Raw genomic sequence first — 13,828 nt, forward strand, 5'->3', positions numbered from 1 at the left:
GCGGCGGGCAGCGCGGCGCGCGCCGACCAGTCGGCGGGCGACCTCGCCGGTGACCGCTGGGCGAATCGTTCACCCGACCTCGGCAGGAGCACGATCCCGCGATGACGACCACCTCGACCGACACCTACGAGCGGCGCTCGTACGGGCTGTGGCAGAAGCCGCGCAGCGCCGGCCTTTTCGGCCTGCGCTGGGAAGAGACCGTGATCGGTTTCGTCGTGGTGATCGCGGCCCTGATCAGCGCCATGGTCGGTGGGTTCAAATGGGGTTTCGTCGTCGGCGGCCTCGGCGCGCTGGTGATGGTGCCCCTGGTGTGGCGGACGGGGGGCCGCTCGGGCTACGAGACGGGATTGATGATGTTCAACTGGATGCGCTCGCGCAAGAACGGCGAGCACGTGTATCGCGGCGGCCGGTTCTCCCGGATCCCCGGCGGCGTCACCAAGCTGCCGGGGCTGCTCGCCCCGTCGAAGCTCTATGAGGGCATCGACGCGGGTGGCTACCACTTCGGGATGATCCACCTGCCCGCGTTCGCGCAGTACACCGTGGTGTTGCGGGCCTGGCCGCAGGGTCACGAGGCGGTGGACCAGCCGGTGATCGACCGCTGGGTCGCCGCCTGGGGCACCTTCCTGGCCTCGGTCGGGCAGACCAGCGACATCGTCGCGGTGGTGCCGGTGATCGACACCGTGCCCGAGACGGGTAACCGGCTGCTCAACGAGGTCTCCACGATCACCCGCCCGGAAGCGCCCGAGCTGGCCCAGCAGGTGATGTACGAGCTGGCCACCGAGCTGCCGCAGGAGCGGGTGCAGCTGCTGCCGCGCGTGGCGATCACGTTCAAGGCCACCACCGCAGAGCGGCGCAAGAACCCGGCCGAGGAGGCTGTGGAGATCGGGCGCAGGCTGCCCGGCATCTGCGCGGCGCTGGCCGAGGCTGGCGTGCGGGCGCAGCCGATGTCGGCCGAGGAGGTCATCTCCTTCATCCGCCGCAGCTACGACCCGGCCGCCCAGGCCGATCTCGAGGTCGCCGCGGCCGATCCCGGCGGGCACGGTCTCGGCTGGGACGACGCGGGCCCGGTCTCGCACGACGAGAAGTGGGATCACCTGATCCACGACGGTGGCCGCTCGGTCACCTGGGAGATGGACGCGGCGCCGGAGGGCGCGGTCGACGAGCGGGTGCTGCAGCGGCTGCTCGCGCCGAATCCCGAAGTGCCGCGTAAGCGGATCGCGATCGTCTACCGGCCGCACTCGGCCGCCGACGCCGCCGAGATCGTCGACGACGACTTCAAGAACGCGCTCGTCGCGCAGCAGAGCGAACGCGGTGTCGTCTCGGCCGCCGCGACACTGCGGGTCGGCGCGACCCAGCAGGCACGGGAGGAACAGGCCCGCGGGCACGGTGTGACCCGCTTCGGCGCGCTGGTGACGATCACCGAGCCGCTGCGCGGCGACCTGCCGCGCATCGAGGCCATCACCCGCGACCTCTCGACGCAGGCCCGGCTCAAGATCCGGCGTTGCTACCGCTACCAGGCCGCGGCGTTCGCGGCCTCCCTCGGTTGTGGCGTCATCCTGCCCGAGCACGCGACCATTCCGAAGGCATTGGCGGGGTGAGGCGATCATGGGACGCGACTTCGACGACATCGCGCTACGGCCCGTGCACCGGCCGCCCCGCATCCGCGGGGAACGCGAACCACGACCGGCCGGGAGTTCGTCGCGCGTGAGCGACGACGTGCTCGGCCTGGAAGAGCGCACCGAACGCGGCGACCGGGAGTCGGCGCGCGGTACGGCCGTGGCCGGCGAGCGCGAACGCCCGTCGCGCGAGGGCAGGTCGCGCGTCGGGGAACCCGGCGGTAGGCCGCGCGCGGACGAGCCGCGCCGTCCGGCCGCCGAGCGCGGGCCGCAGGGCGAGGACACCCGCAGGCCGCGCGCGGAGGACGAGCGTCGCAGGCCGCGCGCCGAAGACGAGCATCGTGAGCCGCGCACCGGCGAGAACCGCAGGCCGCGTACCGGCGAGCACCCGAGGCCACGCGAAGAGGACGCACGGGGCAGGCGCGGTGACGAGGCCCGTGGCGGTCGGCCCGCCGCGGGGGAGCGGCGTGGACCGCGGCCCGACGCCGACCGTGCCCCCAAGGCCCGCGTCGAGCGCGGCCTGCGTGCCGAGGATCACGGCCCGCGGCTCGATCACGAGCGCGCGATGGATCCGCACCGCCGGAAGCGCCCGGCCGAGCAGGCCAAGCTCGTCAAGGCGCCGCGCCCGGTGAAGGCGGACCGCCCCGACGACGTCGCCGACCGGGCGATGGGCACCGGCCGCTCGGCCAAGTCGCGGAACAAGGCCGACCGGCGCGCCCAGTCCGGCCCGTCACTGCTCGACGACGCCGCCCGCGCCCGCTACGAGATGATCGCCCGCGAGCAGTCCGGATTGCGCGCGGCCTGGGCGACCTTCCGCATCCACACCGACGATCTGCGCCGCAACAACGCGCAGGCGCGCACCGAGGCCGTCGTCAGCGACGGATTCGACCGCACCACCGCCGAATTGACCGACCGCGGCTACTCGGGCCCCGGCGGTGGCAAGATGAACGTGGTCGGCCGCCCGGTCGAGTACCGGGCCACCACCGCCCAGGTCGCAGGCCTGTGGCCGTGGTCGGTCGGCGCGGGCGCGCCGCTGATCGGCACCCCGCTCGGCTCGCACCTGCACACCGGCGCGCCGGTCTGCTTCGACCCGATGAACTGGTTCATGCGCGGCAGCTTCATCACCGCGCCCAGCCTGTTCGTGCTCGGCCTCAACGGTTTCGGCAAGTCCTCGCTGGTGCGCCGGATCGTGCTGGGCGGCATCGCCCAGGGCATCACCCCGCTGATCCTGGCCGACGTGAAACCCGACTACCGCAAGATGGTCGAGCTCGTCGGCGGCCAGGTGATCGACCTCGGCTACGGCCACGGCAAACTGAACCCGCTCGCCGCCGGTGTGCTCGGCTCGGTCGTGCCGCGGCTGGAGGAGTTCCCCGCGCTGCAACGGCAAGTGCTGCAGGACCTGCGGGCCAGGCAGGTGACACTGATCGCCGGTCTGGTGGAGCTGGTGCGTGGCGCCAGGGTCGCCGACTTCGAGGAGACGCTGATCGCGACCGCGCTGCGCATCCTGTACCAGCCGGGCAGCGAATACGCCCCCGACAAGCCGCCGATCATGGAGAACCTCCTGGAAGTGATCGTCGGTGGCGGCGCGGAACTGATGCTCGACGCGGGCGCCGACAACGAGGACGAATACCAGCACGCGATCAAGAACCTGCGCCGCTCGCTGCGCGCGCTCACCCAGGGCCCGTTCGGCGCGATCTTCAACGGGCAGACCAGCGTTCCCATCGATACCGGCGCCGTCGCGGTGTGCATCGACGTCTCGCACATCCCCACCGGCGACAAGAAGCTCAAGGCCGCGGTCATGCTGGCCTGCTGGGCCGACGGCTTCGCCTCGGTCGAGGCCGCGCACGTGCTGGCCGACGCGAAACTCGGTCCGCAGCGCTACTTCCAGGTGGTGATGGACGAGCTGTGGCAGGTGCTCGGCCTCGGTGACTTCATGGTCGACCGCGTCGACGAGCTGACCCGACTGCAGCGTGGCCTCGCCACCGCGCTGATCATGATCAGCCACACCATCAAGGACCTACAGGCGCTGGGTTCGGACGCCGCGATCGCCAAGGCGATCGGCTTCCTGGAACGCGCCCGCGCCAAGATCTTCGGCGCGCTGCCGGCCGAGGAGATCAGCAGGCTCGATTCCACCGTGCCCTTCACCTCCGCCGAGCAGGAGATGGTGACCGGCTGGTCGGCGCCCCAGGCGCTCACCGGTGAAGCGCTACGCCCCGGTCAGCAGCGGCCGTCGCCGCCCGGCACCGGCAAGTTCCTGCTCAAGATCGGTGAGGATCGCCGTCCCGGTATCCCCTTCCACATGGAGTTCACGGTGTCGGAGAAGGAAAGCGGAATCCACGACACGAATCAGCGGTTCAGCGAATTCGGCGACAACCCGCGTGCCGCTCCCGAACCGCCGACACCGAACGGAGGCCGGCAATGATGCCGCACCGGTCCTACCGCCGGGTCTCGCCCGAGGTCCGCAAGGCCGCCGTCGAGCAGGTCGTCGCCCTGACCGACAAGCTGCGCAGCGAGTCCGAGGCCTGCCGGGTGGTGGCCGAACAGATCGGCGTGCACGCCAATTCGGTGCGCAACTGGGTGCGCGCGGCCGAGGGGCCGAGCCTGGACCGGATGGACGCCACGGCGCTACGCCGCAAAGTGGTGCTGCTGCAACAGCAGTTGGCCGCCGCCGCCGAGATGAACCGCACGCTCGCCGACACGCTCAACGAAACCCGGCGCCGCACGTGATCACCGCCGCGGCGGACCCGGATCCCGGCGCCCGGCGCGGAACGCCTGGAGGCGGCCGGTGAACGCCCGCACGATGCTGATGTCCGCGCTCGGCTCCGTCATCGGGTTGATCGCGCTCGTGCTGGTCATCGTGCTGCCCTCCTCGGACGAGACCTGCGAAACCTCCGGCGTGCTCGACGGTTCGTCGGCGCCGACACTGCCGCCGCTGGGCGGCCAGTCGCCCGGTGAGGCCCGCGCTGCCGCGTCCGCGACGCCGACCACCAACGCCGCCGTCACCGGAACGCCCTCGCTGGCCGCCGGGGTCGGTCCGCTGCGCCGCACCCTGCCGCTGGAGACCGGCACCTTCACCGTCTCCGACGTGTTCGGTTCCCGCGGTGGCGATCACAAGGGCATCGATATGGCGGCCACCGACGGGACGACGATCTACTCGGTGTCGGACGGCCGGGTCGTCGCCGCCGGTCCGGCGTCGGGCTTCGGCAACTGGATCGTCGTCGATTCCGTCGACACCAACGGGCGCGCCTACTCCGCCGTCTACGGGCACATGTGGGATCACGGTGTGAAGGTGCGGACGGGGCAGACGGTGACCGCGGGCCAGCCGATCGGGATGGTGGGCTCAGCCGGCGAATCCAGCGGCCCGCACCTGCATTTCGAGATCGTGCCGGGCGGCCGCTTCACCGGGGGCCGCCAGATCGACCCGATGCCGTGGCTCGACGGCGCGCCGACCCCGGATGTCGGTGGCGCGCGGGCGTTCTCGGTCGACCCGAACTGTGTGCGCGGTTTCGGCAGCGCCGGTGGCGCGCTCGCCGACGGCAAGGTGCCCGCGGAACTGGAGATCTGGTATCGCCGGGCTGGCACCGTCTGCCCGGAGATCTCCTCGTCGCTGCTGGCCGCACAGGCCAAGCAGGAGTCGGGTTTCCGGCGCGGGCTGACCTCGCCCGCCGGCGCGCAGGGCCTGGCGCAGTTCCTGCCCGGCACCGCGGTGAGCATCAATCCCGACGACGGCTTGCCCTATGTCATCGACGCCGACGGCAACGGCACGGCCAGCGTCTGGGACGACGGCGACGCGATCATCGGCCAGGCCCGCTACATGTGCGCGATCGCGCACAAGATCGCGGGCTGGATGGCCGCGGGCAAGGTCTCCGGCGACCTGACCGCGCTGACCCTGGCCGGCTACAACGCCGGTGAGGGCGCGGTGCTCGCCTCCGGCGGCATGCCCAATCAGGTTGCGGCGCACTACTCCGAGACCCAGCCCTACGTCACCAACATCCTGTCGATGGAACCGCAGTACCGCGCGCCCGGCGCGCAGGGCCGGTTCACCCCCGAACCCGGTGGCGGTGGCGCGCAGATCGCCGAGGCGGCGCACGACTGGCTCGGCGCGCCGTATGTCTGGGGTGGTGGTGGCGCGCAGGGCCCGAGCAACGGCGGGTTCGACGGGCCTGGCCTCACCGCCGCCGCGGTGTTCGCGGCGTCCTCGGGCGCGGTGACGTTGCCGCGCACCGCCGAACAGCAGTGGGAGTCCGGCCGGGAGGTGCCCCTCGCGAAAGTGGCGGTGGGTGACCTGGTGTTCAGCGATTTCGGGCCGAAAGGTCCGGCGAAGGTGGGGATCTACGCGGGCAACGGTCAGCTGATCCAGGCGGTGCCGCCGTCGAGCAGCGGGGCAGGCGGTGGCGTCGTCGAGGTGGCGGTGCCGGGTGACGCGCGGGCGAGGAGGGTGTTGTGACCACACGACGCGACGCGGCGGGGATAACCTGGTGGGAGAGAACACGAATCCGCACCATTCCGGCGGTGATGCTCGTGGCGGCCCTGACCTCGGTCGCCGCTTGCGGCGGCGACTCCGATACCGCGCGCCCGGACGGCGCGACGCCGACCACCCGGCTGCTCGAGGCAGCGGCCACCACGGTCGACCCGACGACGCCCGACGGTGTCGCGGTCGTCGCCCTGCGCGAGGTCTACACCTGGAACCCCGCGACCGAGCAGCAAGGAGATTCGCTGCAGCGGGCGCGAAAATGGTTGGGGCCCAGCATGATACGTATGCTGGACAGTTCGGCCGGGACCACCGGCACGCCGAAACCGACGCTGCAGTGGGCGGACTGGGGCAAGGCGAAGGCCCGCGTCGAGGCGTTCACCTTCGCTTCGGGGGAGCAGGCGCCGCCGAGCGCGGATCCCACGGTGGCGCAGTACAAGATCGGCATCGAGCAGACGGTCGTCTACCCGAACGGGCGGACCGAGGCCCTACCGCCGAGCACGGTCATCGCGACCGTGGTGCAGACGCCGCAAGGCTGGCGCCTCGACGCGTTCCGCTGAGAGCACCCACCCACCCATCCGACAAGGTCCACAAGGAGGCACACGTGGCGAAGAAGAAGGTGACGGATCCGGCCGCGATCGGACCCGACACGACGCTGATCCTGATCGTGTTCGGCTTTGCGACGCTGATCACCCTCGCCGTCGCGCTGCACCTTGGCAACGCGATGTCGGTGGTGCCACAGAACATTCCGGTGAACCCGATCGCGGTGGTCGCCGACCTGGCGCGCGGGAAACTGCACTGGCCGCGAGCGTCCACGGTGATCGTGCTGCTGGTCATCGCCGCGGCCATCGCGTATGTGGTGATCCGCAAGAAGATGAAGACGCGCGCGGTGGCGGGCCGGTTGTCGATCGACGACAAGGCCGACCACATGGGCAGCGGCAGCGCCATCGCCTCCATCACCGAGGAGGGGGTGCGGACGAAGGCCAAGGAGCTCGGCGTGCGGCTGGGCACCAACGACGCGCCCGGTGTGCCGATCGGCATCGCCGTCGCCGACGGCACCCCGCTCTACGGTTCCTACGAGGACCTGCACCTCGACATCTGGGGTCCGCGCCAGGGCAAGTCCACCTCGCGGGTGATCCCGGCGATCCTGTCGGCCATCGGACCGGTGCTGACCACGTCGAACAAGCGTGACGTGGTCGACGCGACCCGGAATGTCCGCGAGACCAAGGGCAGCGCGACCTTCGTCTTCGACCCGCAGGGTGTCGCGGGTGAACGGCCGACGTGGTTCTGGGATCCGCTGGCCTGGGTCGACCACCGCAAGGAGGGGTGCGAGATGCGCGCGGCCCGGCTGGCAGGCCACTTCGCCGATGCCGAGAGCGGCGGCGCCGACACCACCGACAGCTTCTTCGATCCGGAAGCCGAGGATCTGCTCGCCGGGCTGTTCCTGGCCGCCGCGATCGCGGGCAAGCCCATCACCCAGGTGTGGGAATGGGTGACCAATCCGCAGAACAGCGAGCCGATCGAGCATCTGCGCGGTGCGGGCCACGACTTCACCGCGTCCGGCCTGGCCATGCAGTACAACGCCGAACAGCGCACCAAGAGCGGCATTTTCGGCACGGCCAAGAAGATGGTCCGCTGCCTGCAGATGTCGAACGTACATCCGTGGATCACCCGCGGCAGCAGCGACCGCCTGCAGTTCGACGAGCTCGAGTTCATCGAGCGCAACGGCACGCTCTACTGCCTGTCGCTGGAGGGTCGTGGGTCGGCCGCGCCGCTGGTGAGCGCGCTCACCGAGGCCGTCATCGACGTGGCGATGCGCAAGGCTTCGCTGTCCTCCGGTGGCAGGCTGCCGATTCCGCTGCTCGCGGTCCTCGACGAGGCGGCCAATGTGGTGCGCTGGAAGGATCTGCCCAAGCAGTACAGCCACTTCGGTTCGCGCGGCATCGTGGTGATGACCGTGCTGCAGTCGTGGGCCCAGGGCGCGCGGTGCTGGGGTGACGCGGGCATGAGCGCGCTGTGGTCGGCGGCCAATATCAAGGTGCTCGGCAGCGGTGTCGACGACATGGCGTTCCTGCGTGACCGCTCCGAGGCGATCGGCGAGTACGACTCGATCTCGCAGTCGATGTCGCAGTCGGGCAACAGCAAGAGCTATTCCCGCTCGCTCAGTTCCTCGGTGACCTTCACCGCGCAGGGACTGGCGACGCTGCCGCGCGGCCGCGCGGTGGTGTTCACCTCGGGCCAGCCCGCCGTGCTGGTCCGCACCGTGCCCTGGTGGGAATCGGAGTACTCGGAGGCGGTCAAGCAGTCGATCGAATACAACGATCCCACCCGCAAGACCCGCATCGACGATCTCATCGGGACGCCGGTGCAGTCGAGTTCCACTCCGCCGGATCAGATCGGTGACATCGAGGAGGTCAAGCCACTGTGAACGAACAAACGCAACCCGCGCGCGACATCGCCAACGGGTACGGCAATGTCTTCGATTTCGTCAACGACTACCTGAGCAGGGTGTACAGCAGGCAGGTCACCGATATCAGTGACACCGTGTGGTGCCCGGAATGGTGGCGCCATCCCGAGGCGGCCGTGCGACTGCACGCGCTGTGGCAGGCGTGGGAGCACTTCCGGATGCAGGGTGGACCTGGCATCAGTGTCTGGTTCCTCGATCACGCGGATCCGCATATGGCGAAACTGTTCGATCCGCGTGGGCCGTTCAAGTATTGCAGTGTGCGCAACGGCCACAAGAAGATGCTCGATCCGCTGCCGTTGGAGGAGCAGGTCGGGGCGGATCGCGATCAGTTCACCGACCCGGACGTCATGCGGACGATGGGCAAGACGAAGCCGTTCTAGCCGGCGGTTCCGGTCCGGCGGGGGGCGGTCGGGCCGCCCCCCTGGCCGGTGTGCGCCGGAGCGGGTCAGCGGCCGCGCTCGAGTCCGCGCGGATCGATGCTGCGTTCGATGCCTGCCCGCCGCGCGCCCGCGTTCGTGCGCCGGATCGCCTCGTCCGGCGAAATGCCCTGTCCCATCTCGACCAGCATCCGCACTTCGGCCAATTCCGGTGCGACGCCTGCCCGTTCGAGATGGGCCGCGATGGCCGCGCGCCGCTCGACGGAGTCGTAGCCCACCTGCGGTGCGTTCGCGCCGACCGAGGCCGCGGTGCTCGCGAACGGGGAGGACGGGTCCTTCTCGAGGGTGAGTCCGCGTGTCTGCGCCGACTTGGTGCCGACCGACATCATCTGTACCAGTTCGATATTGCGCGGGTCCTTGGCCTTCAGATCGCGGGCCTCGCGGATCTGGAGTTCCTTGGCTTCCTTCATCTTCGCCTCGACCGCCTTGACGCGGGCCTCGGCCTCTTTCTGGCCGTGCTCACGCGACTTGAGGGCGACCAGGGTGGCCATCTGCAGCATGATTTTCATCATGGACGCCGTTTCGCTGCCGATGTCGTCGAGTTCCGCCATGACTGCTCCCCGATGCTGCTGTGGAAGTGGACATCTGAGCCTACCGCGCGAAGGACACGACTGTATGTCTGGCGGAGCCACGCGAGGCAGGTGTCGAGAAGTTTCGGTGGACACGGAGTGGCGGGGGAGAAAATGCGGAACGAGCTGGCATCGGCCGGACGATCCATAGGATTGCCTTGCCTCTGATGATCTTCCGCCGGTGTCGAGGCGATGGCACCGGAAAAGGGCCGGACACCGCGGCGGCGTCCGGCCCTTTCGGTGCCGTGTGCGGGGCTGTCAGCCCACCTTGACGGTGTTGAAGCTGATCGGCATCTTCGGCTTGCCACCGCCCGCCGACATGGAGCCGTCGTCGCCGGCGGCGCCGACCTTCGCCAGCGTCTTCAGGCCTGCCTCGTCGATGGTGCCGAAGATGGTGTACTTCGGCGGCAGGATGGTGTCGCCGTAGACCAGGAAGAACTGGCTGCCGTTGGTGCCCTCGGGAGTCAGGCCCGAGTTGGCCATCGCGATCACGCCGCGCTGGTACTTGACCGGGCTTTCCAGGTTCGGATCGTCAGCCGGGTACTGATCGGTCGGGTACTCGTTGGCGAAGCTGTAGCCGGGGCCGCCCATACCGGTGGCGGTCGGGTCACCGCACTGCAGCATCTCGAAGCCGGTCTCGGCCGAGATACGGTGGCAGCTGGTGTTGTCGAAGTAGCCCTGCTGGGCGAGGCTCACGAAACTGTTGACGGTGCACGGCGATGCGGCACTGTCGAGCTCGAGGCCGATCGGGCCCTGGGTGGAGTCGATGGACACCTTGGTCTTCGGCGCGTCGGGGCCGGAGGCGACCGTGGTGGTGCTCGGCGGCGCGACCGGCTTGGCCGCGGGCTCGGCGCCGACCGGGTAGGCGCAGTCGACGGTGGCGGGCTTGGCGGCGACCGCGGGCGCGTCCGCGGCGGGCGGCAGTTCGCGCTTGCTGGTGGTCGTCGCGCTCGCCGTGGCCGAGGATTCCGGCTCGTCACCGCCCTTGGTGAGGAAGTACACGCCGGTCACGGCGGCGGCGACCACGATGACACCGAGTATCGAGCCCGCGATCACGAGGCGCTTGCGCTTCTTCTCCTGCTCGGCCCGTCGTTCCAGCTGGCGCTCCAGCTTGCGCTTGGCCGCCGCCCGTCGCTGTTCGTTACTCGGCACTACCGCGTTCCTCCCGTGTCGTCAGATTCGTCTAGAGGGTAACCGGTTGGACGCGAGGGGCGCCCGTGGGGAAAACTGGATGATCGTGACCAAGACCAGCAGCTTCACCGCCCCGAAGGGGGTCCCGGATTACGTGCCCCCCGGCTCGGCCGAGTTCGTCGCCGTGCGCGACGGCTTGATCAACGCCGCCCGACTCGCCGGGTACGGGCACATCGAGCTGCCGGTATTCGAACAGACCGCCCTGTTCGCGCGTGGTGTCGGCGAGTCGACCGACGTGGTCAGCAAGGAGATGTGGACCTTCGCCGACCGCAACGGCGAGAGCTTCACCCTGCGCCCCGAAGGCACCGCGGGCGTCATGCGCGCGGTGATCCAGCACGGTCTGGACAAGAGCGGGCAGTTGCCGCTCAAGCTGTGCTACGCCGGTCCGTTCTTCCGCTACGAGCGCCCGCAGGCGGGCCGGTACCGGCAGCTGCAGCAGGTCGGCATCGAGGCGATCGGCGTCGACGACCCCGCGCTCGACGCCGAGGTCATCGCCATCGCCGACGCCGGATTCCGCGGCCTCGGCCTGGACGGGTTCCGGCTCGAGATCACCTCGCTCGGCGACGAGACCTGCCGCCCGCAATACCGGGACCTGTTGCAGGAGTTCCTGCTCGGCCTCCCGCTCGACGAGGAGACCCGCCGCCGCGCCCAGATCAACCCGCTGCGCGTGCTCGACGACAAGCGGCCCGAGGTGCGCGAGCTGACCGCGAACGCGCCGTTGATGATCGATCACCTCTCCGAATCGGCCAAGGCGCACTTCGAGCAGGTGCTCGCCCACCTCGACGCGCTCGGCGTGCCGTACGTGGTGAACCCGCGCATGGTCCGCGGCCTCGACTACTACACCAAGACCACCTTCGAGTTCGTGCACGACAAGCTGGGCGCGCAGTCCGGCATCGGCGGCGGTGGCCGCTACGACGGGCTGATGGCCGAACTCGGCGGGCAGCCGCTGTCGGGCATCGGCTTCGGCATCGGTGTCGACCGGACCGTGCTCGCGCTGGCGGCCGAGGGCAAGGCGGCGGCCGATCCGGCGCGCTGCCAGGTCTACGGCATCGCCCTCGGTGACGCGGCCAAGGCGCGGCTGGTCGCGCTCGCCGGCGATCTGCGCGGCGCGGGGATCAGCGTCGACCTGGCCTACGGCGGACGCGGGATGAAGGGCGCCATGAAGGGCGCCGACCGCTCCGGCGCGAAATACACGCTGGTGCTCGGCGATCGCGATCTCGAGGAGCACTCGATCGGGGTCAAGGAGATGGCGACCGGCGAGCAGCGGCAGGTGCCCCTCGGCGAGGTCATCGGCGTGCTGCGCAGCGCACTCGGCAACTGAGCCCGGCAGGTCCGGGGCGCGGTAGTCTGACCGCGCCTCGGACCGGACGGGACGGGTGGAGAGGGACATCGTGGACGGGGAGTCCGGGCGGGCGGCGACGGAACCGGTCGGCATCGACCTGGTGGCGCCCGAAGTGTTCGCGCCGATGTTGCGCAGGCTCGCGCTGGCCGCGCTCGGCGTGGGCATCGGCGTGACGCTGCTGGCGGCGGTGTGGTTGAGCTGGCCGTACGCGATCGCCCTCGGGTTGGTCGTCGCGGTGCCGACCATCGGCTATGTGTTCGCGTTCCGGCGCAGGCGGATGTGGTTGAGCGGCACCGAGATCCGCGCGCACCGGCTGCTGGGTGAACATCGCATCGACCTCGCGGACGCGAGCGGCGTGCAGCTGCTGGTGTTTCCGGGCAGGCTGAGCCGGATCGTGCTGAAGGTGACCGCGGGCGCCGACATCCAGCTGGTGCCGCTGGCGATGTACACCGACGCGGGCAGTGGACGGGAGCTGCATCTGCTCGGGCTGCGCAAGCTCGCCGACGCGCTCGCCGCCAGCGAACTCGCCGCCGCCGTCGTCGTCTCGGAGGTGCTGGTGCAGCAGTTGCGGGCTGAGGCGCGCGATGCCGGGCTGGGGGAGCGGCCGCTGTATCGCGGGGTGCGGCTGGTGCGTGCGAAGGACGCCGTGTCGCCGGTGGTGCTCAGCGATTCCGAGGTCGCCTCGCTCGTGTGAGCGCCGGGCTCAACCGAACAGCGCGAGCTGCGGATCCTGGGGTGGCGGGGTCGGCGGTGTCGGTGTGGTGCGGCCCTGGGGGCGGCGCAGATCGTAGGCGGCGAGCAGTGGGTCGACCCGCTCACGAAGCCAGGCGCTGTAGGTAGGGGTGACGTTGCCGCCGCGGCCGTAGAGCTGGCGATAGCGCCGCAGCAGTGCCGGGTGTTCGGTGGCCAGCCAGCTCAGGAACCAGCCGCGAGTGCTGCCGCGCAGGTGCATGGGGAAGGCCATGGCGCTGTCGGCGCCCGCGTCGGCGATCGCGGCGAACAGCGCGTCGAGATGAGCGCTGCCGTCGGTGAGGCACGGGATGATCGGGGCCGCCATGACGTGGACGGCGAAACCCGCGTCGGCGAGTGCGCGGACCAGGTCGAGGCGCGCGCGGGGAGTTGGCGTGCCGGGTTCGAGGCTGCGGTGCAGGTCGGGGTCGAGGATGGCGATCGACACCGCGACGCTCACCGCCACCCGCCGCGACGCCTCGGTGAGCAGCGGTAGATCACGGCGCAGCAGTGGGCCTTTGGTGAGAATCGAGAACGGCGTGCCCGAGTCGGCGAGGGCGCCGATGATGCCCGGCATCAGGCGATAGCGGCCCTCGGCACGCTGATAGGGGTCGGTATTGGTGCCGAGCGCCACCGGTTCGCGCCGCCAGGACCGGCGCGCCAGTTCGCGGCGCAGGATCGCGGCGACATTGGTCTTCACCACGATCTCGGAATCGAAATCGTTGCCCGCGTCCAGGCCGAGGTACTCGTGGCTGCCGCGCGCGAAGCAGTACCGGCAGGCATGCGAACACCCGCGCATCGGGTTGATCGTCCACCGGAACGGCAGCGAGGAACTCTCCGGCATCTTGTTCAGCGCGCTCTTGCAGAGCACCTCGTGGAAGGTGATGCCGTCGAACTCGGGGGTGCGGACACTGCGAACCAGCCCGGCCCTGGTCAATCCGGGCAGGGCGCCGTCATCGGCGTCGAGGGTCTGGGCTTGCCACCGCACTCCACGAGTCGAACATTT

General features: G+C 70.2%; 12 protein-coding genes. 9 read left to right on the forward strand and 3 right to left on the reverse strand.

Annotated features, from left to right (window positions below):
* Positions 1–101: 101 nt before the first annotated feature.
* Genes ACWF82_RS30370 through ACWF82_RS30400 form a run of 7 tightly spaced genes read left to right on the forward strand, consistent with a single transcriptional unit; the run spans position 102 to position 8,934 of the window.
* Positions 102–1,598, forward strand: coding sequence for an SCO6880 family protein (locus tag ACWF82_RS30370; protein WP_452506743.1), 1,497 nt, complete (start codon positions 102–104; stop codon positions 1,596–1,598).
* Positions 1,599–1,605: 7 nt separating this feature from the next.
* Entirely contained in the window at positions 1,606–4,038 is a 2,433-nt protein-coding gene (locus ACWF82_RS30375) for a hypothetical protein (RefSeq protein ID WP_452506744.1), read from the forward strand.
* Positions 4,035–4,343: a transposase gene (locus ACWF82_RS30380; protein ID WP_375928830.1), complete on the forward strand. Its 309-nt coding sequence runs from the start codon at positions 4,035–4,037 to the stop codon at positions 4,341–4,343. Before ACWF82_RS30375 ends, ACWF82_RS30380 begins: the two co-directional genes overlap by 4 nt.
* Before the next feature lie 58 nt (positions 4,344–4,401).
* The gene (locus ACWF82_RS30385) at positions 4,402–6,063 is read left to right on the forward strand and encodes a peptidoglycan DD-metalloendopeptidase family protein (RefSeq protein WP_452506746.1); all 1,662 of its coding nucleotides are present in this window, start codon (positions 4,402–4,404) and stop codon (positions 6,061–6,063) included.
* Positions 6,060–6,647, forward strand: coding sequence for a hypothetical protein (locus tag ACWF82_RS30390; RefSeq protein WP_452506748.1), 588 nt, complete (start codon positions 6,060–6,062; stop codon positions 6,645–6,647). Before ACWF82_RS30385 ends, ACWF82_RS30390 begins: the two co-directional genes overlap by 4 nt.
* A 44-nt stretch (positions 6,648–6,691) precedes the next feature.
* Positions 6,692–8,515 carry a type IV secretory system conjugative DNA transfer family protein gene (locus tag ACWF82_RS30395; RefSeq protein WP_452506750.1) on the forward strand — a complete coding sequence of 608 codons (1,824 nt, stop codon included), beginning with the start codon at positions 6,692–6,694 and terminating at the stop codon, positions 8,513–8,515.
* Positions 8,512–8,934 carry a DUF4913 domain-containing protein gene (locus ACWF82_RS30400; protein ID WP_452506752.1) on the forward strand — a complete coding sequence of 141 codons (423 nt, stop codon included), beginning with the start codon at positions 8,512–8,514 and terminating at the stop codon, positions 8,932–8,934. The genes ACWF82_RS30395 and ACWF82_RS30400 overlap by 4 nt, the downstream gene beginning before the upstream one ends.
* A gap of 65 nt (positions 8,935–8,999) precedes the next feature.
* On the opposite strand, the gene ACWF82_RS30405 is transcribed toward ACWF82_RS30400, so the two are convergent.
* Both ACWF82_RS30405 and ACWF82_RS30410 read right to left on the reverse strand, forming a co-directional pair.
* Entirely contained in the window at positions 9,000–9,542 is a 543-nt protein-coding gene (locus ACWF82_RS30405) for a hypothetical protein (RefSeq protein WP_452506754.1), read from the reverse strand.
* 276 nt (positions 9,543–9,818) lie between these two features.
* Complete coding sequence (locus tag ACWF82_RS30410) at positions 9,819–10,712, reverse strand: peptidylprolyl isomerase (protein WP_452506756.1); 894 nt, start codon at positions 10,710–10,712, stop codon at positions 9,819–9,821.
* Positions 10,713–10,797: 85 nt separating this feature from the next.
* On the opposite strand from ACWF82_RS30410, the gene hisS reads away from it, so the two are divergent.
* Both hisS and ACWF82_RS30420 read left to right on the forward strand, forming a co-directional pair.
* Positions 10,798–12,072: a histidine--tRNA ligase gene (gene hisS / locus ACWF82_RS30415; protein ID WP_452506798.1), complete on the forward strand. Its 1,275-nt coding sequence runs from the start codon at positions 10,798–10,800 to the stop codon at positions 12,070–12,072.
* Positions 12,073–12,142: 70 nt separating this feature from the next.
* Positions 12,143–12,787, forward strand: coding sequence for a hypothetical protein (locus ACWF82_RS30420; protein WP_452506757.1), 645 nt, complete (start codon positions 12,143–12,145; stop codon positions 12,785–12,787).
* Positions 12,788–12,796: 9 nt separating this feature from the next.
* On the opposite strand, the gene ACWF82_RS30425 is transcribed toward ACWF82_RS30420, so the two are convergent.
* Positions 12,797–13,810, reverse strand: a complete 1,014-nt coding sequence (locus ACWF82_RS30425) for an Rv2578c family radical SAM protein (protein WP_452506759.1) — start codon at positions 13,808–13,810, stop codon at positions 12,797–12,799.
* Positions 13,811–13,828: the final 18 nt, after the last annotated feature.

The organism is Nocardia sp. NPDC055053 (genome assembly GCF_053608285.1).